The organism is Streptomyces sp. NPDC042201 (assembly GCF_055582185.1).
Genome location: NZ_JBVJDS010000010.1, coordinates 248,486 through 272,663 on the forward strand (window position 1 = coordinate 248,486; position 24,178 = coordinate 272,663).

Below are 24,178 nucleotides of genomic sequence, written 5' to 3' on the forward strand. Positions count from 1 at the left end.
GCGAGGTACTACAACAGATACAGCCGGATACAGCCAATCGCCTGCGGTCGATTACGTTCAAGTACGATCACGCTACGTACAGTTAACGACGGATGCGGTTCAATGTGACGGCCGGGCGGGGACGATGAACTCGCACCACACGCACTTGCCGCTGCCGCGCGACTCCACCCCCCACTCGTCCGCCAGCTCGTCCACGAGCAGCAGTCCACGCCCCGAAACCCCCGATTCCCCGGGGTCGCGACGGTGCGGCAGGGCACTGGACCGGTCCTCGACCTCGACCCGCAGCCGCCGCTCCAGCGACCCGGACAGCGCACGTACGGTCACGATCGCTCCGTTTCCGGTGTGCATCAGCGCATTGGTGATCAGTTCGTCGGCGGCCAGCTCGATCTCGTCCGAACGTTCCCTGGCCCCCCAGGCGGCTACCGCCGCCCGGATCATGTGCCGCGCGGTGCTCAGCGCCCCGGGGTCGCCCTGGCCGACCCGCTGCTGGAGCCGGCCGCCGTCCTGCGGGGCGCGCGCGCCGCCGCGGCGCAGCAGCAGTACGGCGACGTCGTCCTCGCCGCCCCGCTCGTCCACCACCTCACAGAGCCGGTCGGCCAGCAGCTGGAGATCGCGCGGACCGTCCCGTACCAGCGCGGCCAGCAGCCGCATCCCTTCGTCCAGATCGGTGCCCGGCTGCTCCACCAGCCCGTCCGTGCAGAGCAGCAGGGTCTCGCCCGGCTCCAGCTCGGCGGTCTCCACCGGGTAGTCGAGCCGTCTGAAGGCCGCGGAGAGACCGAGCGGCATCCCGCCGGGCACCGGCAGCCTGCGGCAGTCGCCGTCGACGTCCCTGATCAGCGGATCGACATGACCGGCGCGGACCAGCTGGACCACCCCCGTCGACAGATCGGCCTCCGCGTAGGTGCAGGTCGCGAAGCGGTCGGTGTCCAGCTGATGGAGGAAGACCGAGGCCCGCGCCATCACCGTGGCCGGCGCGTGCCCCTCGGCCGCGTACGCCCGCAGCACGATGCGCAGCTGTCCCATCACGGCGGCGGCGTGGGTGTCATGGCCCTGTACGTCTCCGATGACCGCCCCGACCCGGCCGCCGGGCAGCGGGATGATGTCGTACCAGTCGCCGCCGATGTCCCGGCCGAGCCGGGCGGAGCGGTAGCGGACCGCGATCTCGGCGCCGGGCACGGCGGGGATCCGGCGCGGCAGCATCGCCTGCTGGAGCCCTTCCGCCAGATCGTGCTCCTGCTCGAAGAGCACGGCGCGCTGGAGGCTCTGGGCGATGCTGCTGCCGAGGGCGACCAGCAGATTGCGGTCCTCCGCGGTGAATCCGTACTTGTCGCGGTAGAGCAGCCCGAGCGCTCCGATGGGACGTGACTGCGCGATCAGCGGGAGATAGGCGGCGGCCGTGATGCCGAGCCCGCTGATGTGCGGCCACAGCAGCGGGTAGGAGAACGCGAACTCCCCGGCGGACTCGATGAAGCGGGGGGTGAGCGTCCGCAGCACCTCGCTCATCGGGTATCCCTCGTCGACGCGCGTGATGCGCGTCCCCGGCACGAAGGAGCCCTCGGGCCCCTCGGCGACCAGATGGATGCGCCCGGAGTCCAGCAGGCCCATGACCAGGCTGGTCGCACCGAGGTCCGCGAGACCGTGGGACTCCTTCAGCACGTCGATGACGTCCTGGACGGTCCTGGCATGGGCGAGCGCGGCGGTGGTGCCCTCGACGAGGCTCGTCCGCACCCGGCGTACCGCGTCCAGTTCGAGACGCGCGACGGAGTCGGCGAGCTCCTGGGTGGCGTCGCGGACGATGCCGATGACGCGGTGGGGCCTGCCGTCGGCGTCGCGGCGGATAGTGCCCTGGGTATGGATCCAGCACAGGGTGCCGTTCCGCCGCCGGATCCGGAGGTACGCGCCGTAGTTGGCGCTGCCGTCCCTGAGCGCCGCCGACACCACATCGTCCAGCCGGCGGCCCTCGCCCTGCGGGAGCCGGCTTGTGAGCGTCTCCGGCCGGCCGTCGTACTCGTCGGGGCGGAGGTCGAACACGTCGAGGGCGGGGCTGTCCAGATGCAGCAGCCCGCTGTCGAGGTCCCAGTCGAAGGTGCCCATCCGGTTGAGGGAGAGGGTGAGGTCCGAATGGGCCGGCCAGTCGTCGGGAAGCGACAGGGGCCCCGCTGCTGCCCGTTCAGCCATGAGGATACTTTGTCATTATTTGCCGGATTCTTCGAGCTGTCCCGTCAGCCCTGAGACATGCCGTCAGCCCTGAAACGCGTCGGGGCCGAGCAGTACGTCGCCGGGCTCACCGCCGTCGGGCACCGCGGGAAGTGGCTCGCTTCCGGATGCCTCGCCGGACACGTCGCCGGGCGCCTCGCCGGACACGTCGTCGGGCCCGAACAGTGAGTCCGCCGGAAGGGGGCAGTCGGGCGGGACGGAGAGACTTCCACTCCGGCCGTCCCCGGAATCCGAGGTGCTCGACGGGCAGTCCGCCGGCACGTCGGGAGCCGGTTCCTGACCGGCCCCCGAACCCGCGTCCACGTCCGGGCCCGGCCCCGGCGCCGTCTTCGTCCCGCTCGGGGAAGAGGGGCCGGATCCGGTGGAGGAGCCGTCAGAAAGGGCCTGGACCGCCGGCTTCACGATGCCCGGATCGGTGATGTCGGCGCCGGGGTCGTACGACGGCGGAGTCTCGGGACTCCTGTCCTCGCCGCCGTCGGTTCCGACGCTCCGCTCGATCCAGGTCTTACCGGCCGCGTCGGCGATGATCAGGCTGTTGACGACCTCCGGGGCGCGGTTGACGACGACGACCCGGTCGGGCCGGTAGTCCGGCCACGGCTGCCCCCGGTGCGTCACGGAGCCCTGCGCGACCACCGGCGGACGCAGCGGGTTGCCGCCCGCGCAGCGCACCCTCGGCACCCCGTAGTGGTCCACCATCACGGCGGTGCCCGTCTGGAGCACGGACTGTAGGGAGGCGGCGGATCCGCTGCGGAAGGCGTGGCTCGTCACCCGGATGTCGGCCCGCAGGACCACCGGAGTGAGCCCGCGCAGGAAGTCGGGGACGGACGTTTCGCTGATACCTGCCCCCTGGGCGAAGGCGCGCGCCTTGGTCCTGCCCTCGGTCAGGAGACGGACCTGCCGCTCCACGTCACAGCTGGGGGCGGACCTGATGCCGCCGTAGAGTCCGGGCGTGGAGCCCGGAAGGACACGCGCCGTCCGCACCGGAGCGCGCTGGCCGGCCTGGCCCGTCCGGCCGTCCGGCGTCGAAGGCCGGGCCGAGGGCACGGCCTTGGGGGGCGCGGCGGCGGTCGACGGGGTGAACGGATCGGCGCCCTGGGCCGCGACCGGCTGGAGGAAGAGATCCTTGGCGCTCGGCACGTCCTCGCCGTCCCCGCCGCAGCCGGCCGTGATCAGAGCGCCTGCGGAGAGCGCGGCGAGCGCGATATACCGACGACGGATGGGTGAACGCACCAGAATCTCCTGCCTCTTCCTCCAGATATGTCCTTCTATGTCTGCCGGATCCGACCGGGCCCCGCAAGCGGGAGCGGGGCGGAAGAGCCGGGGACTTGAACGCGTTCACTCGACGCCCTACGCTGATCCAGCGGCTTGAACACGTTCAAGTACGGGCGGTGGTGCGGATGTCCATGCTGGTCAGCCCGATCGTGACCCTCGGCAGGCGGATCGTCGGGCCCGCGGGCCCGCACCCGTGGAAACCGCCGGGCACCGCCGCCACTGCCGGTCTGCGCGCACTACGCCGCCGGTGGCGGGCGCACAGGTCCGGTTCGGCCGACCGCCCGGCGACGACTCAAGGAGAGAACGCCGTATGAAGCCCCGCCCCGCGCGCAGCACCCCCGTCAGCGGCTTCACCTACCCGGAGGTCGGCGCAACGCGGCTCGGCCCGCTCCCCGAGGGCTATCACCATCTCCACCACCGGACCAGGATCGGCCGGGGCCGCCCGGTCTTCGACGCGGCGGGCGCCGCGGTGACCACCTTCCGTCTGCACCGCCGCGCGGGCACGCGCGTACGGGCCGGATCGCCCCGGGCGGAGCCGGGCACCGCTGTCGAGGTCGCCCTCGGCGTGGGCCCGCTGCGGGTGAGCGCGCCGTGCGAGGTGGTGTGGACGGCGTACGAGAGAGAGCGCACCGGCTTCGCGTACGGGACGCTGGCCGGGCACCCGGAGCGCGGCGAGGAGTCCTTCGTCGTCGAGCTGCGCGAGGACGGCTCGGTGTGGTTCACCGTCATGGCCTTCAGCCGGCCGGCCCGTTGGTACTCCAGGCTCGCGGGCCCGCTGGTGCCGGTGTTCCAGGGCTGGTACGCACGGTGGCTGGGACACACCCTGCGCCGGATCACGGCCGCGGCCTGAGACCCGAGGGGCGGACCGGGGGTGTCCCGTACCCCGGCACACGCGGGGTACGGGACGCCGGGCGCTCTGTCAGTCGACACCGGGCAGGATGTGCGGCTCCAGGAGATCGTCCTCGTAGCCGGCCAGCCGGATCGGGGCGGACCTGGCCCACACTTCGAGGTTCCCGAGCTTCTTCTCGGGCCTGCGGGCCCGCTCGACCGGTTCATGCGGCCGCTTGTCATGCTTCGTGAGATCTGGTGTCACCGCGCACTCCTCTGTGTCGCGCAACTCTGGGACAGGGCAGTTCCGTCGCGGTGGCGTCGTTACTCGGACGGGACCGCGGCCGTGGTAGTGCCTGTCCCCGCACGGCCGTGGGGATGGTGTGTCCCCTGGTTGGCCGTCCGTGCGCACCACAGTAACCAGATGAGCATCTACCCGCTCTATAGGCTCGCGTTCGGGTGATCTTTCAGGCCAGTCGGCCGCTACCAGTTGGCGGGCGCGTAGTCCTTGAGGAAGCAGCCGTAGAGGTCCTCGCCGCCCTCGCCGCGCACGATCGGGTCGTACACCCGGGCCGCGCCGTCGATCAGGTCGAGCGGGGCGTGGAAGCCCTCGTCGGCGAGGCGCATCTTGTCCGGATGCGGGCGCTCGTCGGTGATCCAGCCGGTGTCGACGGCGGTCATCAGGATGCCGTCGGACTCGAACATCTCCTGGGCGCTGGTGCGGGTGAGCATGTTCAGCGCGGCCTTGGCCATGTTCGTGTGCGGATGTCCCGCGCCCTTGTAGCCACGGCTGAAGACGCCCTCCATCGCGGAGACGTTCACCACGTAGGCGCGCTGGGCCGCGGCGGCGGCCATCGCCGGGCGCAGTCGGCTGATCAGGATGAACGGCGCGGTGGAGTTGCACAGTTGCACTTCGAGCAGCTCGACCGGGTCGACCTCGGAGACCGTCTGGACCCAGCTGTTGGAGTCGTGCAGATCGGGCACGAGACCGCCGGCGTCGATCGCCGTGCCCGCCTCGATCCTGGCGAGCGTGGCCGAGCCGCCGATCAGCGCGAGGCCGGTGACGTCCGAGGCGCTGAGGGCCTCGGCGCCGACGGCGGGCAGAACGGCCTGGGCACCACTGCCGAAGGCTCCGATGACCTGCGAGGAGGGGAGCTCACCGGCGGGCAGCGGCGCGGACTCGGCGGCAAGGAGTTCGCTGTACGCCTGCGGGGAACGGCGTACCGTCTGCGCGGCGTTGTTGATCAGGATGTCCAGCGGGCCCTCGGCGGCGACGGAGTCGGCGAGCGCGACGACCTGCGCCGGATCCCGCAGATCGATCCCGACGATCTTGAGCCGGTGGATCCAGTCGTCGCTGTCCGGCATCGCCTTGAAGCGGCGGACGGCGTCACCGGGGAAGCGGGTGGTGATGGTGGTGTGCGCGCCGTCGCGCAGCAGCCGCAGCGCGATGTACATACCGATCTTGGCGCGGCCGCCGGTGAGCAGCGCGCGCCGGCCCGTGAGGTCCGTACGGGCGTCACGGCGGGCCCGGTTCTCGGCGGCGCACTCCTGGCAGAGCTGGTGGTAGAAGGCGTCGACCTCGGTGTAGCGGGCCTTGCAGATGTAGCAGGAGCGGGGGCGCTGGAGTATGCCCGCGATCTCGCCGCTGACCGAGGAGGAGGGCAGCAGGCCCTGCGTCTCGTCGTCGATGCGCTCGGCCGAGCCGGTGGCGGTGGCCTCCGTGACGGCCTTGTCGTGGGCGGTCTTGGCGGCCCTGCGCTCCTGGCGGCGGCGCTGCTTCACGGTCCGGTAGATCCCCGCGGTGGCCCGCCGGACCGCGATGGCGTCGGGGTGGTCGACGTCCAGCTTGTCGAGTTCGTCGAGCACGCTCAGGCAGACGGCCATGCGCTCGGGATCGACGCCGGGACCGTACGCCGGGCCGCCGTCGTACGCGGGGCTCTCGCCGTACGCCGGGCTGTCCTCTGTCACCGTCATCGCTGTTGCCGTTCCTCGATCACTCGTACGCCGGAGTCCGGGATGGGGGCCTTTGTTGGCTATTGCGGTCATCCCCGCAGGTCAGGAGCATACCGACGCGCCGGGAGTCAACAAAATGCCAATATCTTATCCGGTCCCCGCACGTCGGCGCTCCACAGCGGGGAGACGCGCCCCGAGGAACGCGATCGGACGGCGCAGCCGGAACCCCAGCGACTCGTAGAGCCTGATGGCGTTCGTGTTGTCCGCCGCGGCGTGCAGGAAAGCCGTGTCGCCGCGCTCGTGGATGCCATCGGCGACGGCCAGGATGAGCCGTGCCGCCAGGCCCTGGCCGCGGAATTCGGGGGCGGTGCAGACGGCGCTGATCTCGGTCCAGCCCGGCGGCCTCATCCGCTCCCCGGCCATGGCCACCAGCGCGCCGTCGCGGCGGATGCCCAGATACGTACCGAGTTCGATGGTGCGTGACATGAACGGGCCCGGCTTGGTGCGTTCGACCAGGTCGAGGATCTCCGGCACATCGGCGGGGCCGAGGCGTACGGCCTCCTCGTCCGGCGCCGGCACCAGCCCGTCGGCCACCAGCTGGACGCCGTCGGCGCGGAAGGTGATCTCCCAGCCGGCGGGCGGCGGCACGTGGTATCCGGCGAGCGCGAAGGATCCGCCGGGCCCGGCGAGCGCGGCGACATCGGCCCAGTCGGCTTCGTCCGGCTCGTCGGGCAGGACGAGCCAGGGCGAGATCTCGGGCGGATAGCGCAGCAGCCGGCCGTGCCGCTCGGCGAAGTGGGCGTGCGGGCCGGTCAGCGCGGAACGCGCGGGGTTGTCCAGCCGCGCGTCCCGCGGATCAGCGTCCCGCCGCTGCCCGTCCTGCCCGTCCTGTCCGTGCGGACCCCGGCACGGCGCGGCGCATTGCTGGGTGCTCACGCACCGACCTCGATCACGATCTTTCCCCGGGCATGTCCTTGCTCCACCGCGCGCAGCGCCTCGTCCGCACGCTCCAGCGGGAACGTACGCGTCACATACGGCCGCAGCGCGCCGCTCACGACGAGCTTCGCGACCTCGTCGAGGACCGCGGCCGTCCTGAGCCGTACGACCGCCGCGCCGCCCAGCCGTGGCACGGTCCCCTTGTCCGCCGCGCTGATCAGTTTCGTACGGTCCGCGAGCAGGGTGGCCGCGGCTTCGAGATCGGCGCCGCCCACCAGGTCGAGGACCGCGTCGACGCCGTCGGGCGCCGCGGCCCGTATCCGCTCCGCGAGATCCGGACCCGGCGGTACGTGGACCACGCCCAGGGACTCGACGAACTCCTTCTTGCCCGCGCTCGCCGTGCCGACGACCCGGATGCCGAGGGCGCGGGCGATCTGCGCCGCGGCCACTCCCACGCCTCCGCCGACTCCGATGATCAGGAGGGTGGCACCGGGCGGCAGGGCCACCTGGTTCACGGCGTCGTACGCGGTCGCCGCCGCGACCGGCAGTGCGGCCGCGTCCGTGAACGACACGGCGTCCGGCTTGTGCGCGGTGACCTCCACCGGCAGCAGGGTGTACTCCGCGTATCCGCCGGTGAGGGTGGAGCCGAACACCGCGTCACCGACGGCGAAGCCCTCGACACCCGCGCCGATCTCCTCGACCACGCCCGCGGCCTCGCTGCCGAGCACGGCGGGCAGCTCCGTGGGCGCGGAACCCGGCCGGCTGTAGCCGTTGCGCAGCTTCCAGTCGACGGGGTTGACGCCCGCGGCGCGGACGGCCACCAGCAACTGGCCGGGGCCGGGGCTGGGCGGCGGCAGGTCGATGAAGGTCTCCGCTTCCGGACCGCCGTGCTCGGTGAAGACATACGCCTTGGCCATGGGACTCTCGTTCTTTCGGCGACTCTGTCGGGCCGCGAGCCGGGTGCGCGGTTAATGCGCGGCGCCTCGCCGGCCACGAGTGTAAAAGAGTGGCCGACGGTCCGAAATTCCCGGGGGCCCGCGCTCAGGCCACCACCTGGCCCTTGCCGAGCGCGATGATCCCGTTCTTGGAGACGGTGTACAGCTCCTGGTCCCGGCCGGGGTTGACGCCTATCGTCGCGCCCGGCGGCACGTCCACGTTCTTGTCGAGGATCGCGCCGCGCACCACCGCCCCACGCCCCACCCGTACGTTGTCGTGCAGCACGGAACCCTGCACCACCGCGCCCTCCTCGATCACCACGCCCGGGGAGAGGACGGAGCGGGTGACCTGGCCGCGGATCACACAACCGGGGCCGACGATCGACTCGCTCGCGATCCCGCCCGCCACGAAGCGCGCGGGCGGCAGCTGCCCGGAGTGGGTGTAGATGGGCCAGCGGCGGTTGTCGAGGTTGAACACCGGATGGTGCGAGATCAGATCCATATGGGCGTCGTAGTACGAGTCGAGCGTGCCCACATCGCGCCAGTAGCCGTGCTCGCGGGGCGTCTCGCCCGGCACATGGTTGTCCTGGAAGTCGTAGACCTGAGCCATCCCGCGCTCGGTGAGCATCGGCAGGATGGAACCGCCCATGTCGTGCACCGAGTTCGCGTCCTCGGCGTCCTGGTGCAACGCGTCGACCAGGACCTTCGTGGTGAACAGGTAGTTGCCCATCGAGGCGAAGACATGCCCGGGGTCGCCGGGCAGTCCCGGCGGATCGGCCGGCTTCTCCAGGAATCCTTCGACCTGGACGCCGTCCGCGGCGGGGGTGATGATCCCGAACGAGGACGCTTCGGCGCGCGGCACTCTGATGCCGGCGACGGTGACCCCCGCGCCGTTGTCGATGTGCTGCGTGAGCATCTGGCGCGGATCCATCCGGTACACATGGTCGGCGCCGAACACCGCGATGTAGTCCGGCTGTTCGTCATGGACCAGGTTGAGGGACTGGAGGATCGCGTCCGCGCTGCCCAGATACCAGCGCGGCCCCAGCCGCTGCTGGGCCGGGACGGGCGTGACGTAGTTCCCGAGGAGGCTGGACATCCGCCAGGTGGTGCTGACATGGCGGTCCAGCGAGTGCGACTTGTACTGCGTCAGCACGCAGATGCGCAGGATGTCGCCGTTCACCAGATTCGACAGGACGAAGTCGACGAGGCGGTAGGAACCGCCGAACGTCACAGCCGGTTTGGCCCGGTCCGCAGTGAGCGGCAGGAGGCGCTTGCCTTCCCCACCGGCCAGTACGATCCCGAGCACCGAAGGTCCACCGCGCATCGCCGCTCCCTCTATTCGGACGTCAGAAGCTCCTGGTACAGCTGGTACGTACGGCGGGCCACCTGGTCCCAGCCGAACTCCCGTACCGCACGCTGCCGGCCCGCCGCCCCCATCCGGGCGGCCGACTCCGGGTCGTCGAGCACCCGGTTGAGCGCTTCGGTGAGCCCCGACTCAAAGGCTTCCGGGGCACGTTCGTCGTACGGCACGAGCAGTCCCGTCGTCCCGTCGTCGACGACCTCGGGGATGCCCCCGACCGCCGAGGCGACGACGGCCGTCCCGCAGGCCATCGCCTCCAGATTGACGATGCCCAGCGGCTCGTACACCGACGGGCAGACGAACACCGCCGCGTGCGTGAGGAGCTGGACCACATCGGGGCGCGGCAGCATCTCCGGGATCCAGTGCACCCCGTCCCGCGTCCGCCCCAGCTCCTCGACCAGCTCACGGAACTCCTGGCCGATCTCCGGGGTGTCCGGCGCGCCCGCGCACAGCACCAGCTGGGCGTCGGGTTCGAGGGCGCGGGCGGCGCGCAGCAGATGCGGGACACCCTTCTGGCGGGTGATACGGCCGACGAAGAGCACGAAGGGCCGGTCGGGGTCGAGGCCGATCCGCTCCAGTACGCCGGTGCCGGGATCCGGCCGGTAGAGCCGGGTGTCGATACCGTTGTACACGACACGCACCCGGTCGGGGTCGAGGGAGGGATAGCAGGCGAGGATATCGGCGCGCATCCCCCGCGAGACGGCGATGACGGCGTCCGCGCTCTCGGCGGCCGTGCGCTCGGCCCAGCTGGAGAGGGCGTATCCGCCGCCGAGCTGCTCGGCCTTCCAGGGGCGCAGGGGTTCCAGGGAGTGCGCGGTCATCACATGCGGGATGCCGTAGAGCAGCTTGGCGACATGGCCCGCGAGATTGGCGTACCAGGTGTGGGAGTGGACCAGCTCGCGCCCGTCGAGCGCGGCCGCCATCGCGAGGTCGACCGAGAAGGTGCGCAGGGCGTCATTGGCTCCGTCGAGACCGGCGGCGGCCAGGTGACGGAAGACTCCCGGATCGCCGGCCCCGGCCGCGCTGCCGCTGCCGCTGCCGCCCCAGCAGTGCACCTCCAGGTCGGTCAGCGACCGCAGCTCGCGCGCCAGGAACTCCACATGGACGCCCGCACCGCCGTAGACATCCGGCGGATACTCGCGGGTCAGCAGCCCCACCTTCACGCCCGGCCCCCGTCCTCGTCAGTGATCGCAGCCCTGTCATGGTCACCCGGAATCCGTCCATGCGGAAGACCGCTGCGGCAGCGGGTCGAGGACGCGGCCCCCGCGAAGCCCGGCTGATCCACGTCTCCCCCTCTTCCGTCACTCCTCGTGACGCCTCATCGGCGTTGCGGCTTGACTCCGGCCGGTTCCCGGGTCTCGGGATCGCCGGTGGCCCACGCTCATCTCCTACCCCTGACCTGGGCGACCATCCATGGGAGGACTTCCGGCCCCTTCCCGTACTACGAGAGCAGTACGCCGGATTGACCTCTTCAGGACGACGACGAAAGCGCGCGGACGAGAGATCGTGGAAGACATGAGTGCACTCGCGCTGTCCGTGCTGCTGTCTCTGGTCTCCGCGGTCGCCTACGCGTCCGGGGCCATCCTGCAGGAGCGCGTCGCGGCGACCACCCCCGCACGTCCCTATGCTCCCCTGCACCACGGGGTGTGGTGGGCGGCCGTGGCCCTGAACGGTCTGGGCGCGACCCTTCATGTCGCGGCGCTGGCGTACGGACCGCTCAGCCTGGTCCAGCCGCTCGGTGCACTCACCATCGTCTTCGCGCTGCCCATGGCGGCGCTCTTCGTCGGCCGCAAGGCCGGGCGCACCGCCTGGCGGGGCGCGCTCATGGCCGCCGTCGGCCTGGCCGGGCTGCTCGCCCTCACCGCGGGCACCGACTCGCACTCGCTGGACGGCGGGGAGCGGCTGATCCTGGCCGCGGCGACCTTCGGCGGGGTCGGGCTGCTCTTCCTGGCCGCGCAGCTGGTGGGGCGCCCTGCCGTACGGAGCATGCTCCTGGCCGGCGCGGCCGGTGTCGCGTTCGGCATCGCCTCGGTCTTCACCAAGACCGTCGCTGTGGACTGGACCTCGGACCGGCCGACCGTACAGGTGCCGAGCCTGCTGGTCATCGCGGTCCTCGCGGCCGGCGGGCTGCTGCTCTCCCAGGCGTCCTACCGGGGCGCCGGGCTGGCCGCCCCGCTGGCCGCGGTCACGGTCGTCAACCCGGTGGTGGCCGCGGCCGTGGGTCTCACCCTGTTCGGTGAGCAGTTCCGGTACGGCGTGCCGGGCATGGTGCTGGCGCTGGGCTCCGGTGTCCTCGCGGCGGGCGGACTGATCCTGCTCACCACGGAGCGCCTCGGCGCCTCGGGGCACAGCGGCGAGGCGGAGTCATCGCCGGAGGGGGCGTCCCACGCGGACCGATCACCCGAGGACGCGGGGCCGCCCTTCGGCATGCCCTCAGATGCGGGCGCCGCCCGCGCGCAGGTAGGCGAGGGGGTCGATGTCGGACCCGTAGCCCGGCCCCGTACGCACCTCGAAGTGGAGATGCGGTCCGGTGCTGTTACCGGTGGATCCTGACCGGGCGATCCGCTGGCCGCTGCCGACCTGCTGGCCCGCCCGCACATTGAGCGCGGAGAGATGCGCGTACTGGCTGTACTTGCCGTCCGCGTGCCGGATGACGACCTGGTAGCCGTACGACCCCTCCCAGCCGGCCGAGACCACCTGGCCGGCGGCGACGGCTTTGACCGAGGTACCGGTGGGGACCGGGAAGTCGACACCGGTGTGATAGCCGCTGGCCCAGGATCCCGCCTTGCGGTACGGGGTGCCGGTGGAGGCGGAGACGGGAGCGGTGAAGCCGCTCGTCTTGGGCTTCTCGGCGCGGGCGGGCGCCTTGGCCTGCTGCTTCTCGGCCGGCTTCGGCTTGGCCGTCTGCTTGGGCGGCTCGGGCTTTTCGGTCTGCTTCGGCTTCGCGGTCTGCTTCGGCTTCTCGGTCTGCGCCGGCTGCTTCGGCTTCTCGGCCGGGACGGGCTTCGCCGTCTCCTTGGGCGGCGCGACCGCGCCGCCCTGGACCTGGAGGACGAGCTTCTGGCCCGGGAAGATCAGATCGGGATCGCTGCCGATGAGCCGGCGGTTCTCCTCGTAGAGCCGCTGCCAGCCGCCCTTGACCGATTCGTCGACGGCGATCTCGGAGAGCGAGTCGCCGCGGGCCACGGTGTAGGCCTCGCGCTGGGTCGGCACGGTGGTGGGCGAGGCGCTCTTCTTCGGCTCGCTCTTCGGGCGGCTCGGCTGGGCCTTCGCCTCCGCCCCGCCTAAGGCCCGGGGCGCGTTACCGCCCTCGCGGGCCTTCTCCGGCGCGATGTCGGGCGCGTCGCCGCCGCGGGTCAGTCCGGCACGGACCGAGCAGCTGGGCCAGGCTCCGGGGCCCTGCCCCTTGAGCACCTTCTCCGCGACGGCTATCTGCTGGTCCTTGCTGGCCAGATCGGCGCGCGGGGCGTAGTGCCGGCCGCCGTACGCCTCCCAGGTGGACTGGGTGAACTGCACCCCGCCGTAATAGCCGTTACCGGTATTGATCTGCCAGTTGCTGGTCGATTCGCAGGCCGCGACCTTCTCCCAGACATCGACCGACGCTCCGTGCGCCGTCCCCGCGGCGATGAGCGGCAGCGCCATTCCCGCGCCGCTCGCCGTGACGGTCAGCGAAGCGCGGTTGATACGGCTCGGCTGGTATCTGCGGTGCCGACCGGATGCGGCCATGACTTGGCTCCCCCACTGACAGGTAGGACACGTCGCAAGCGGCCAACGTAGGGGCTCGGCACGGACCCTGACAAGGTCTCAGCTACTCCCCGACCGCTTCTCGACACTCAGCGTGCCATCCCTCGGCCCGGTGTGCGGCCCGGAGCCCGATATTGGCTGCCATTGACAGGGTCGCCACCGTACGGAGAGGCTGTGCCGAGCGAGCGGGAGAGCGCTCTCCCATCGAGTGGGCGAATCGAGTGGGCGAAGGGGGCAGGCATGACCGGGGAAGAGATCGACCATCTGCTCGAGAAGCTGGATCTCCGGCAGAAGGTGCGCCTGTTGACCGGCGCGAGCAACTGGCGCACGCACGCGGAACCAGCCATCGGGCTGCGCGCCCTCACCCTGTCCGACGGACCGGCCGGGGTGCGCGGCGAGGCCTGGGACGAACGGGACACCTCGCTCGTCCTGCCGTCCCCGACCGCGCTCGCCGCCGCCTGGGACGAGGAACTGGCCACCGAGATGGGCGGGCTGCTCGCCGCCGAGGCCCGGCGCAAAGGCGTCGACGTCCTGCTCGCCCCCACCCTCAATCTGCACCGGTCGCCGCTGGGCGGACGGCACTTCGAGTGCTTCTCGGAGGACCCGCTGCTGACCGGGCGTACCGGCGCCGCCCTGGTCCGGGGCGTCCAGGCGGGCGGTGTGGCGGCCACCCCGAAGCACTTCGTCGCCAACGACGCGGAAACCGACCGGCTGACGGTCGATGTGCGTGTCGACGAGCGGACCCTGCGCGAGGTGTATCTCGCGCCCTTCGAGGCGGCCGTCGAGGCGGGCGCCTGGGCGGTGATGTCCGCGTACAACCAGGTCAATGGCGTCACGATGGCCGCGGGACCGCTGCTCGACCGGCCGCTGAAAAGCGAGTGGGGCTTCGACGGCCTGGTCGTCTCCGACTGGGGGGCGGTCCGTTCGCTGCTCGACACCGCGCGCTCCGGGCAGGATCTGGCGATGCCAGGACCCGAGGGCCCCTGGGCCGGCGGGCTGCTCGCCGCCGTGGAAGAGGGCCTGGTCCCGGTGGAACGGATCGACGACAAGGTACGCCGGCTGCTGCGGCTGGCCGCCCGGGTGGGCGCCCTGGGTGATCCCCGTCCGGTGGGGCGGCCCGCGGCCTCTCCGTCCGCGCGGCGCGGGCTGCTGCGCCGGGCGGTCGCGGCCGGGACGGTCCTGCTGCGCAATGACGGAGCTCTCCTGCCGCTCGATCCCGCGCGGCTGCGCTCGGTCGCGGTCATCGGCGCGCATGCCACGGCGGTACGGATCCAGGGCGGCGGCAGCGCGGAGGTGTTCCCCGCTTCGGTGGTCACCCCGCTGGACGGCATCACCGAAGCCCTGGACGGAAGCGCCGAGGTGACCTACTCACCGGGGCTGCCGCCGAGTGCTCTGCCCCGGCCGCTGGACCGTACGTGGACCCGCGATCCACGCAGCGGTGAACCGGGCGTGCTGGTACGGCTGCTGGACTCCGCCGGCGCCGAACTCCACGCGGAGCACCGGTTGTCCGGCCGCATCGTGGAGCCCGCCAGGGTGGTGGGGGCGCGGACCGTGGAGATCCGCGCCCTGATCAGGCCGGAGCGGACCGGCGGCTGGACTCTCTCGGTCGGCGGCTGGGGACCGATGTCGCTGTCCGTCGACGGCCGGACGCTGCTCACCGGCACGTTCCCGCTGGACTCCGACGATCCGACCCGGGTCCATGTCGCCCCGCCCTACCGGTCCGTACGCGCCGAACTGACCGCGGGACAGGAGGTGGAGGTGGTCGCCCGGCGCGGTCTCGACCCCGGGACCGGCATCGCCACCCTCCTGGCCGCCGCCCCGCCCGAGGGCGACGCGGCGACGGCACTGGCCGCAGCCGTCGCGGCGGCCCGGGACGCGGACGCCGCCGTGGTGGTCGTGGGGACCACGGAGGAGAGCGAGTCGGAGGGCCGCGACCGTGACACGCTCGCGCTGCCCGGCGGACAGGACGAGCTGGTACGGGCCGTGGTCCTGGCCAATCCGCGCACGGTGGTGATCGTGAACGCGGGCGGCCCGGTCACACTGCCCTGGCACACCCAGGTGCCCGCGCTGCTGCTCGCCTGGTTCCCCGGGCAGGAAGCCGGGCACGGACTGGCCGACGTACTGTTCGGACGCGCCGAGCCCGGCGGCCGGCTGCCGACCACCTGGGCGGCGGCCCAGGAGGATGTCCCCGTCCTGCGCACCCGGCCGGAGCACGGCCGGCTCCCCTACGACGAGGGCCCGCACATCGGGTACCGCGCCTGGCTGCGGTCGGCGGCCGCCCCCGCCTACTGGTTCGGCCACGGCCTGGGCTACACCAGCTGGTCGTACGAGGCGATGGACGCCCCGGACACCGTGACCGCGGGCGAGCCCTTCGAGGTACGGATACGGCTGCGCAACACGGGCGGGCGCCGGGGCCGCGAGGTCGTCCAGCTCTATCTGGCCGGGCCGGGAGCGGCGGCCGAGCGCCCCGTGCGCCGGCTGGTCGGGTACGCGGCGGTCAGCGCGGATCCCGGCGAGGAGGCCGTCGCGGTGGTACAGGTGGACGGGCGGGCGCCGGCGCACTGGTCGGCCGAGCGGCACCGCTGGGAGACAGAGCCGGGCGATCTCGTCCTGCTCGGCGGCCGTTCGGCCGTAGATCTGCCGGTCGGCGCCACGGTGAGGCTGTCTGACAGTGGCACCGCGCTCACCAGGGGCGACCACGGAGAGCGCTCTCCGCTGATGCTATAAATGAGGTCATGACGGAAGATCTGCGACCGGCCGGCGCACCCACCCTGGAGGATGTGGCGCGGGCGGCCGGTGTCTCCCGTGCCACGGTCTCACGAGTGATCAACGGGGTCCGCAATGTCGACCCGGTGATACAGGAATCCGTACGGCAGGCGGTGGCCGCCACCGGCTACACACCCAACCGCGCCGCCCGCTCGCTGGTCACCCGCAAGGCCGACGCCATCGCGCTGGTGGTCTCGGGCGCGGGGGACGACCCGGACCCGCAGGACCAGGCGGCCCCGGACTCCGTGCCGACGGGGAGCCACGGCGGCGAGGACAGCGGTGACCTCGGTGTCGGGAGCGGCTCCTTCACCGCGCAGGTCTTCTCCGACCCGTTCTTCGGCCGGGTGGTGACCGGGGTCGTCAATTATCTCCGGCCGCGCGGGATGTACCCGGTGCTGATGTTCGCCGAGACCGCCCGCGCCCGCGTCGAGGTCGTCTCGTACCTCCGTCAGGGGAACGTCGACGGCGCCCTGGTCGTATCGACCCACGCCGAGGATCCGCTGCCCGCCCTCATCACGGAGGCGGGGCTGCCCGCCGTTCTGTACGCGCGCCCCGCCCGGCCGGCCCGGATCAGTTATGTGGATCTCGCCCATCAGGACGGCGCGCGGCTGGCCGCCGAGCATCTGCTGAAGCGCGGCTGCCGGCGGATCGCCACGATCACCGGACCGCTCGACGTGCCGGCGGGTCAGGACCGGCTGGCGGGCTTCCGGGACACGATGGCGCGGCAGGGCCATCCGTACATCCCCATCGCCGAGGGGCGGTTCACCCAGGAGAGCGGCGAAGCGGCCATGGAGCGGCTGCTGACCGAACACCCCGATCTGGACGGTGTGTTCGCGGCCAACGACCTGATGGCCGTGGGCGCCTGCCATGTGCTGCGCGAGCGGGGAAAACGGGTGCCGGAGGACGTCGCCGTGATCGGCTTCGACGACAGCAGCGTGGCGGCCGCCTGCCGGCCGCCGCTGACCACCATCAGACAGCCGGTGGAGGAGATGGCGGCGGAGATGGGGCGGCTGCTGCTGGACCGGCTCGCCGTGCCCGACCGTGCGGTCACATCAGTGATCTTCGAACCCACGCTGGTGGTCCGCGGATCGGCCTGAGTCCCGTTCAGCCCGACGTCTCTCCCGCGGTGGCCGGGGCACGCCGCCATCGCCGGGACGCCGCCACCCCGCCCGGGTCCGCGGGAGCCGCGGGTCCTGGCACGCGGGGACGGCTGCCACCGCGCGCGAGGAACGCGGCGAGGGGCAGCGTGGCCGCGCCCACAGTGACCGCGTCGGGGCCGAGATGCCCCATTTCGATGGTGGTGCGCGCCGCCGCGTGACTGAGCGCGTACGCCTCCGCGTGGAGCCGGATCGCCGGCAGCAGATGCGGGCCGATCAGCAGTCCGGCCCAGCCGCCGAGGAGGATGCGCTCGGGCAGGAAGAGGTTGATCAGATCGGCAACGGCCGCGCCCAGGCACTCGGCGGTCTCATCGAGGAGAGCAACGGCCACCGGATCGGGCGCCGGCCCGTCGGGTCCGGGGAAGGCCGCCTCCAGCAGGGCGGCCAGCGCCGTTTCGTCGTCCGCGTCGTCCGGGAGCGGCCCGCCCGCCTCGTGCCACCGCTCGCGCATCGCCTCCGCCCCGGCGTACGCCTCCAGACAGCCGATCGAGCCACAGCGGCAGCGGCGCCCGCGCATCTGCACGGTGGTGTGGCCCCATTCGAGGGCGCTGCCGCGGCCGCTCTCCTCGACGAGCGCGCCGCCGTGGATGACGCTCGCGCCGACACCGGAGCCGATGAGCGCGATGGCGGCCGCGCCGGTTCCCCGGCCGCCGCCGAACCACATCTCGGCCTGTCCCAGGGTCTTGGCGCCGTTGTCGATGAACAGCGGTACCTCGGGGGGCACCTCGACGGCCGCGCGCAGGAGCTTCTCGAACGGCACCTCGGTCCAGCCGATGGTCTGGCCGTGGACCACCGCTCCGTCGGGCCCGCCGCGTTCGATGATGCCGGGGACGCCGATGCCGATGCCGAGGAGCTGCGCCGGGTCGGCCCCCGCGTCGCGCAGCACATCGGCGACGCCGGTACGGACGTGGGACACGATGCGGTCGACGTCGTAGCCGTGCTGGGCCAGCAGGCGGTCGGTGCGGGCCAGTTCGGTGAGCGAGAGGTCGAACAGCTCGACACGGACCCGGGTTTCCCCGATGTCGATGCCGATGAGCAGGCCGCCGCCGGGGGCGACACGCAGCAGGGTACGGGGACGGCCGCCGTCGGAGTCGACGACACCGGCCTCCTCCAGAAGGCCTTCGGCGGCGAGTTCCGCGACGACGTTGCTGATGGAACCCGAGCTCAGACCGGTGGCGGGGCCGAGCTCCTGGCGGCTCAGCGGGCCGTCGAAATACAACCGTTGCACAACCCTTGCCCGATTGCCCCGCCGCAGGTCACGCACTGTCCGTCTGTTGCGCTCTGCCATGTTGCTCCTTCCGTGGACGCAACATACCCCGGTCGCAGACCTTGACGCGACCTTCTCTCACCTCTTAAATCACGTCATAAATTAAGTCATGGAGGCCGTTCGACTTCCGAACGCTGCCACCCCCGGAAAGGGGCCGTCTCACATGCGCAGTATCAGAGCCGCAGCAGCCGTCACCATCGTCAGCGCCCTCGCAGCCGTCACCGGATGCGGCGGCGGTTCGTCGTCGGAAGGCGGCGGAAGCAACGAATCACCCAAAACCCTCACCTACTGGGCGTCCAACCAGGGGCCCAGCATCGAGGCGGACAAGAAGATACTCACCCCCGAACTCAAGAAGTTCGAGGAGCAGACCGGGATCAAGGTCAAGCTCGAGGTCGTGCCGTGGGCCGATCTGCTCAACCGGATCCTGGCCGCCACCACCTCCGGCCAGGGCCCCGACGTCCTGAACATCGGCAACACCTGGTCGGCCTCGCTCCAGGCCACCGGCGCCCTGCTGCCGTGGGACCAGAAGAACTTCGACGCGATCGGCGGCCGGGACCGCTTCGTCGACTCGGCGGTCGCCTCGGCCGGCGCGGAGGGTCAGGACCCCGCCGCCGTGCCGCTGTACTCGCTGGCGTACGCGCTGTATTACAACAAGCAGATGTTCGCCGACGCGGGTATCTCGAAGCCGCCGGCCACCTGGGACGAGCTGGTCGCCGACGGCAAGAAGATCTCCAAGGACGGCAAGTGGGCGCTCGGCGCCGAGGGTGCGAACCTGTCGAACAACATCCACCAGGTGTTCGCCCTCGGTAAGCAGCACGGAGCGGACTTCTTCGACAAGTCAGGCAAGCCGACCTTCACCTCCGACGGTGCTGTCGCCGCTGTGAAGCAGTACGTCGACTTCATGGCCAAGGACAAGATCATCGCTCCGGGCAACGCGGAGTACGCCCAGAACCAGTCCCTCCAGGACTTCTCCAAGGGCAAGACGGCCATGGTCCTGTGGCAGGCCGCGGCCTCGACCTTCGCCTCCCAGGGCATGAAGCCCGAGGACTGGGGCGTCGCACCGGTTCCGGTCCCGTCCGGTACCCCGGGCGCCGGCCAGAGCACCAACTCCATGGTCGCCGGCATCAACATGGCGGTGTTCAAGAACACCAAGAACGTCGACGGCGCCAAGCAGTTCGTGAAGTTCATGACGAGCGACGCGGAGCAGAAGCTGCTCAACAAGACGTACGGTTCGATCCCGCCGGTGAAGGCCGCCCAGGCCGACGCGGCGTTCTCCGCTCCCGACCTGAAGGTCCTGCGCGACACCCTCTCCACCAGTGCCGCCCCGCTCCCCCAGGTCCCGACGGAGTCGCAGTTCGAGACCACCGTCGGAACGGCCGTCAAGGAGCTGTGGGCCGACGCGGCCGCCGGCCGTCCGGTGACCACCGAGTCCGTGAAGGATCGCCTGAACAAGGCCCAGCAGCAGATGCAGCAGTGAGGCTCACTCCATGACCGCCACCGTGACACCAAGTCGTGCGGACAAGGCGGGCAGCGGGGAGAGCCGGGGCAGTGGGGATGCGCGCCGTAAGTGGCCGCGCATCCCCGACCGGATCCGCCGCGGCGGCCTGCCCTATCTCCTGCTGCTGCCGGCTGTCCTGCTGGAACTCCTCGTCCATCTGATCCCGATGATCATCGGGATCGTGATGAGCTTCCGTCAGCTCACGCAGTTCTACATCAGCAACTGGGGCAAGGCCCCGTGGACGGCGCTGGACAACTACAAGGTCGCCGTCGACTTCGACGCGCCGATCGGTCAGGCGCTCCTCCACTCCTTCTATGTGACCTGTGCCTTCACCGTGCTCGCCGTCGGGCTGTCCTGGCTCTTCGGCGTCGCCGCGGCGATCATGCTGCAGGAGAACTTCCGCGGCCGGGGCTTCCTGCGGGCCATCTTCCTCGTCCCGTACGCCCTGCCCGTGTACGCGGCCGTCATCACCTGGGCGTTCATGTTCCAGCGTGACAACGGTCTGATCAACCATGTCCTGCACGATCAGCTGGGCCTCACCGACGAGCCGTCCTTCTGGCTGATCGGCGACAACAGCTTCATCGCGCTGGTCGTCGTCGCGGTCTGGAAGTCCTGGCCGTTCGCGTTCCTCATCGTGATGGCGGGCCTGCAGAACATCCCGCGTGAGCTGTACGAGGCCGCGTCGATCGACGGCGCCGGCGTCTGGCAGCAGATCCGCCGGATCACGATGCCGTCGCTGCGCCCGGTCAACCAGGTGCTGGTGCTCGTCCTGTTCCTCTGGACGTTCAACGACTTCAACACGCCGTACGTGCTGTTCGGCAAGTCGGCGCCGGAAGCGGCGGATCTGATCTCGATCCATATCTACCAGTCGTCGTTCGTCACCTGGAACTTCGGCGCCGGCTCCGCGATGTCCGTACTCCTGCTGCTCTTCCTGCTGGTGGTCACGGCCGTCTATCTGCTGTTCACCACTCGGGGAAGGAAGGGCGAAGATGCCTAGGCCCAGGTCTCCCATCGCACCGCCGCAGTCCTTCATCTGGACCCGGCGGGTCGTCCTGACGCTGCTGGCGGTCTTCGCGCTGCTGCCCGTCTATGTGATGATCAGCAGCTCGCTGAAGCCGCTCCAGGATGTCTCGGGCAAGTTCCAGTGGATCCCGAGCGGGCTCACCATCCGCCCGTACTTCGACATCTGGGACACCGTTCCGCTGGCCCGCTACTTCGTCAACTCGCTGATCGTCGCGGGCGCGGCGACGGTGCTCTCCGTGGTGATCGCGGTGTTCTCCGCGTACGCGGTGAGCCGCTACCGGTTCCGCGGGAAGCGGGTCTTCACCGTCACGGTGCTGTCCACCCAGATGTTCCCCGGCATCCTCTTCCTGCTCCCGCTGTTCCTGATCTTCGTGAACATCGGGAACAGCACGGGCATCGCCCTGTACGGGTCGCGCGGCGGACTGATCCTCACCTATCTGACGTTCTCGCTCCCCTTCTCCATCTGGATGCTGATCGGCTACTTCGACTCCATCCCGAAGGACCTGGACGAGGCCGCCATGGTGGACGGCTGCGGGCCGTTCGGCGCGCTCTTCCGGGTGGTGGTGCCGGCGGCGGTCCCCGGCATCGTCGCCGTGTCCGTCTACGCGTTCATGACGGCCTGGGGCGAAGTCCTCTTCGCCTCGGTCATGACCAACGACACCACCCGTACCCTCGCCGTCGGTCTGCAGGGCTACGCCACCCAGAACGACGTCTACTGGAACCAGGTCATGGCCGCGTCGCTCGTCGTGAGCGTGCCCGTCGTCGCCGGGTTCCTGCTCCTCCAGCGCTACCTGGTCGCCGGACTGACCGCGGGCGCCGTCAAGTGACCACTTCAGAAAGGCAGTCCGTGAACGACCTCAACGCCCTTCCGGCCGACTTCACCTGGGGCGTCGCCACCGCCGCGTACCAGATCGAGGGAGCCGTGGCAGAGGACGGCCGCGCCCCCTCGATCTGGGACACGTTCTCCCACACCCCCGGCACCATCGACAACGGCGACAACGGCGATGTGGCCTGCGACCACTACCACCGTGTCCCCGAGGACATCGGGCTGATGAAGCAGCTCGGCGTCGACGCGTACCGCTTCTCGCTGGCCTGGCCGCGGATCGTGCCCGGCGGCGACGGGCCGGTGAACAAGGCAGGACTGGCCTTCTACGACCGGCTGGTGGACGGTCTGCTGGAGGCGGGCATCACCCCGTTCGCCACGCTCTACCACTGGGATCTGCCGCAGGCGCTCCAGGACCGGGGCGGCTGGCCGTCCCGCGACACCGCCGAGCACTTCGCCGCGTACGCCTCCGTCGTCGCCGAGCGCCTCGGTGACCGGGTGAAGGACTGGGCGACCCTGAACGAGCCGCTGTGCTCGTCGTGGATCGGCCATCTCGAAGGCAAGATGGCGCCCGGGCTGACCGATCTTACGGCCGCCGTGCGCACCTCGTTCCATCTGCACCTCGGGCACGGTCTGGCCGTGCAGGCGATCCGCGCGGCCTCCTCGGACGCCCGTATCGGCATCGTCAACAACCTCAGCCCGATCGAGGCGGCCAGTGACAGCGACGCGGACCGCGCGGCCGCCGTGCGGGCCGACGGCCACACCAACCGCTGGTGGCTCGACCCGATCCACGGCCGCGGTTACCCGCAGGACATGCTCGACCTGTACGGCGTGGACCTGCCCGAGCGCCCCGGCGATCTGGAGACCATTGCGGCGCCACTGGACTGGCAGGGACTGAACTACTACTTCCGCCAGATCGTCCGGGACGACCCGACCGGCGCCGCGCCGTTCGCCAAGCAGGTCGACGTGGCGGACGCCCGCCACACCCACATGGGCTGGGAGGTGCACGCGGACGGTCTGGAGCAGCTGCTGCTCCGGCTGACCGAGGAGTACGGCGCGCGGCGCATCTACGTCACCGAGAACGGCTCGGCCTTCCCGGACGTGGTCCGGGCGGACGGCACCGTCGACGACCCCGAGCGGGTCCGTTACCTGGAGGAGCACCTGACGGCCTGCGCGCGGGCCGTGGAGAAGGGCGCTCCGCTGGCCGGGTACTTCGCCTGGTCGCTGCTGGACAACTTCGAGTGGGCGTACGGCTACGACAAGCGGTTCGGTCTGGTCCATGTGGACTACGAGACCCAGCGCCGCACCATCAAGGGCAGCGGTCACCGCTACGCGGACATCATCCGCGCCGTGTCAGGACGGGGCCGCGAGGCCGCCTGACACCGGTCCGGGAAAGACCGGAGCCACCGCCTCCGGGGGGAAGAGCGGTGGCTCCGGCTGTTCGGGGGGCCGGTCCGTCCGACGGATGCCGGACGGACCGTGGGGGCCGCTCAGCTACGGGCCGGTATCGAGGGTTCCGTACCGGTCTGCGCGCAGACGGAGGCGGCCACCTGGGAGGCGAAGCCCAGCATCTCCTCCACGCGGTCGGGCGGCAGCCGGTCCACGCCGCCCTCGCGGTGCGCGCCGTTGGTGGTGAGCCAGTGCAGGACAGCCGCCATGAAGGCGTCCCCGGCGCCGATCGTGTTGACCACGTCGACGGGCACCGCGGGCACGGACACCGGTTCGCCGGAGCGGGTGTAGGCCGTGCTGCCCCGGGCGCCGCGGGTGAGCACCACGAGCCGGCCCTTCCCCGCCAGCCGCCGGCAGGTCTCGTCGGGGTCGGTACCGGGCCAGAGCCGCTCCAGGTCCTCGTCGCTCGCCTTGATGACATGCGCGAGGGAGCAGAGCTCCCGGAGCCGGCGCGCGCTCAGCTCCGGATCGAGCGTGCGGTCCTCGCGCACATTGGGGTCCACCACCAGCAGGGAGCGCTCGGCGCCCGCGCGTGCGGTCGCCGCCACCGCCTCGGCCGCCGGTTCGACGACCGCGGCGAGTCCGCCCACGTACACCGCGCCGAACCGGTCCACCTCTGCGGCGCGTTCCGTGATCCGGAAGGTCGCCGTGTCCTGGAGGTGGAAGTGGTAGCCGGTGCCGTCCGGGCCGGGGTCCGCGACCGCGAGCGCCGTGGGAAGCGGCGAGCGTGCGCAGAGGCCGAGTTCGGTACCGGCGGAGACCAGCCGCTGTTCGATCGTACGGGCGAAGCCGTCGCCGCCGAGCGCGCCGGCGAACCAGCTGGGCGTGGCGAGACGGGCCAGCCCGGCGGCGACATTGGCGGGCGCGCCGCCGGGCTGGGCGCGGTGTGTCTCCGGGTCGCCCGGCGACGGGACGAGGTCGATGAGCGCCTCTCCCATCACCAGGACGGC

At 71.3% G+C, this 24,178-nt stretch carries 19 protein-coding genes; 8 read left to right on the plus strand and 11 right to left on the minus strand.

The features are described from left to right. Positions 1–99 precede the first annotated feature (99 nt). Both ACZ6MZ_RS24745 and ACZ6MZ_RS24750 read right to left on the minus strand, forming a co-directional pair. Positions 100–2,178 carry a SpoIIE family protein phosphatase gene (locus tag ACZ6MZ_RS24745; protein WP_389791006.1) on the minus strand — a complete coding sequence of 693 codons (2,079 nt, stop codon included), beginning with the start codon at positions 2,176–2,178 and terminating at the stop codon, positions 100–102. 63 nt (positions 2,179–2,241) lie between these two features. After that, positions 2,242–3,447, minus strand: a complete 1,206-nt coding sequence (locus ACZ6MZ_RS24750; RefSeq protein WP_469354342.1) for a DUF6777 domain-containing protein — start codon at positions 3,445–3,447, stop codon at positions 2,242–2,244. 352 nt (positions 3,448–3,799) lie between these two features. Here ACZ6MZ_RS24750 and ACZ6MZ_RS24755 point away from each other — a divergent pair, with 352 nt between their 5' ends. After that, on the plus strand, positions 3,800–4,339 hold the full coding sequence (locus tag ACZ6MZ_RS24755; RefSeq protein WP_469354344.1) for a DUF1990 family protein: 540 nt from the start codon (positions 3,800–3,802) through the stop codon (positions 4,337–4,339). A 69-nt stretch (positions 4,340–4,408) separates the two neighbouring features. On the opposite strand, the gene ACZ6MZ_RS24760 is transcribed toward ACZ6MZ_RS24755, so the two are convergent. From ACZ6MZ_RS24760 to glgA, 6 genes are all read right to left on the minus strand, one after another. Beyond that, on the minus strand, positions 4,409–4,582 hold the full coding sequence (locus ACZ6MZ_RS24760; RefSeq protein WP_384190791.1) for a hypothetical protein: 174 nt from the start codon (positions 4,580–4,582) through the stop codon (positions 4,409–4,411). 218 nt (positions 4,583–4,800) lie between these two features. After that, a complete protein-coding gene (locus tag ACZ6MZ_RS24765; RefSeq protein WP_469354346.1) occupies positions 4,801–6,291 on the minus strand; it encodes an SDR family NAD(P)-dependent oxidoreductase in 1,491 nt (496 codons plus the stop codon). Between the two features lie 126 nt (positions 6,292–6,417). Beyond that, entirely contained in the window at positions 6,418–7,110 is a 693-nt protein-coding gene (locus ACZ6MZ_RS24770; RefSeq protein ID WP_469354410.1) for a GNAT family N-acetyltransferase, read from the minus strand. 92 nt (positions 7,111–7,202) lie between these two features. Then, positions 7,203–8,123: an NADP-dependent oxidoreductase gene (locus ACZ6MZ_RS24775; protein ID WP_469354347.1), complete on the minus strand. Its 921-nt coding sequence runs from the start codon at positions 8,121–8,123 to the stop codon at positions 7,203–7,205. A gap of 124 nt (positions 8,124–8,247) precedes the next feature. Continuing rightward, positions 8,248–9,465: a glucose-1-phosphate adenylyltransferase gene (gene glgC, locus ACZ6MZ_RS24780; protein ID WP_389791001.1), complete on the minus strand. Its 1,218-nt coding sequence runs from the start codon at positions 9,463–9,465 to the stop codon at positions 8,248–8,250. Positions 9,466–9,476: 11 nt separating this feature from the next. Beyond that, on the minus strand, positions 9,477–10,664 hold the full coding sequence (gene glgA, locus ACZ6MZ_RS24785) for a glycogen synthase (protein ID WP_469354348.1): 1,188 nt from the start codon (positions 10,662–10,664) through the stop codon (positions 9,477–9,479). A 352-nt stretch (positions 10,665–11,016) separates the two neighbouring features. On the opposite strand from glgA, the gene ACZ6MZ_RS24790 reads away from it, so the two are divergent. Beyond that, positions 11,017–12,054 (plus strand): DMT family transporter, encoded by a 1,038-nt coding sequence (locus ACZ6MZ_RS24790; RefSeq protein WP_469354350.1) that lies wholly within the window; start codon positions 11,017–11,019, stop codon positions 12,052–12,054. On the opposite strand, the gene ACZ6MZ_RS24795 is transcribed toward ACZ6MZ_RS24790, so the two are convergent. Continuing rightward, positions 11,935–13,227 carry a transglycosylase family protein gene (locus tag ACZ6MZ_RS24795; protein ID WP_469354351.1) on the minus strand — a complete coding sequence of 431 codons (1,293 nt, stop codon included), beginning with the start codon at positions 13,225–13,227 and terminating at the stop codon, positions 11,935–11,937. The two genes, ACZ6MZ_RS24790 and ACZ6MZ_RS24795, sit on opposite strands and share 120 nt — an antisense overlap. A gap of 258 nt (positions 13,228–13,485) precedes the next feature. Between ACZ6MZ_RS24795 and ACZ6MZ_RS24800 the strand changes: the two genes are divergently transcribed. Both ACZ6MZ_RS24800 and ACZ6MZ_RS24805 read left to right on the plus strand, forming a co-directional pair. Continuing rightward, positions 13,486–15,972, plus strand: a complete 2,487-nt coding sequence (locus ACZ6MZ_RS24800; RefSeq protein ID WP_469354352.1) for a glycoside hydrolase family 3 C-terminal domain-containing protein — start codon at positions 13,486–13,488, stop codon at positions 15,970–15,972. Between the two features lie 8 nt (positions 15,973–15,980). Continuing rightward, the gene (locus ACZ6MZ_RS24805; protein ID WP_384190812.1) at positions 15,981–17,108 is read left to right on the plus strand and encodes a LacI family DNA-binding transcriptional regulator; all 1,128 of its coding nucleotides are present in this window, start codon (positions 15,981–15,983) and stop codon (positions 17,106–17,108) included. Between the two features lie 7 nt (positions 17,109–17,115). Here the strand turns inward: ACZ6MZ_RS24805 and ACZ6MZ_RS24810 are convergent, their stop codons facing one another. Continuing rightward, complete coding sequence (locus tag ACZ6MZ_RS24810) at positions 17,116–18,456, minus strand: ROK family transcriptional regulator (RefSeq protein WP_469354354.1); 1,341 nt, start codon at positions 18,454–18,456, stop codon at positions 17,116–17,118. Between the two features lie 142 nt (positions 18,457–18,598). Between ACZ6MZ_RS24810 and ACZ6MZ_RS24815 the strand changes: the two genes are divergently transcribed. From ACZ6MZ_RS24815 to ACZ6MZ_RS24830, 4 genes are read left to right on the plus strand one after another with little or no spacing between them, the layout of a single operon-like run. Then, positions 18,599–19,912, plus strand: a complete 1,314-nt coding sequence (locus ACZ6MZ_RS24815) for an ABC transporter substrate-binding protein (RefSeq protein ID WP_389790994.1) — start codon at positions 18,599–18,601, stop codon at positions 19,910–19,912. 10 nt (positions 19,913–19,922) lie between these two features. After that, positions 19,923–20,930 carry a carbohydrate ABC transporter permease gene (locus ACZ6MZ_RS24820; protein WP_384190822.1) on the plus strand — a complete coding sequence of 336 codons (1,008 nt, stop codon included), beginning with the start codon at positions 19,923–19,925 and terminating at the stop codon, positions 20,928–20,930. Beyond that, positions 20,923–21,783, plus strand: coding sequence for a carbohydrate ABC transporter permease (locus ACZ6MZ_RS24825; protein WP_384190825.1), 861 nt, complete (start codon positions 20,923–20,925; stop codon positions 21,781–21,783). The genes ACZ6MZ_RS24820 and ACZ6MZ_RS24825 overlap by 8 nt, the downstream gene beginning before the upstream one ends. 20 nt (positions 21,784–21,803) lie before the next feature. Further along, a complete protein-coding gene (locus ACZ6MZ_RS24830) occupies positions 21,804–23,159 on the plus strand; it encodes a GH1 family beta-glucosidase (RefSeq protein WP_384190848.1) in 1,356 nt (451 codons plus the stop codon). Positions 23,160–23,269: 110 nt separating this feature from the next. Here ACZ6MZ_RS24830 and ACZ6MZ_RS24835 read toward each other — a convergent pair whose 3' ends face one another. Then, positions 23,270–24,166, minus strand: a complete 897-nt coding sequence (locus ACZ6MZ_RS24835) for a PfkB family carbohydrate kinase (protein WP_469354412.1) — start codon at positions 24,164–24,166, stop codon at positions 23,270–23,272. Between the last annotated feature and the right edge of the window lie 12 nt (positions 24,167–24,178).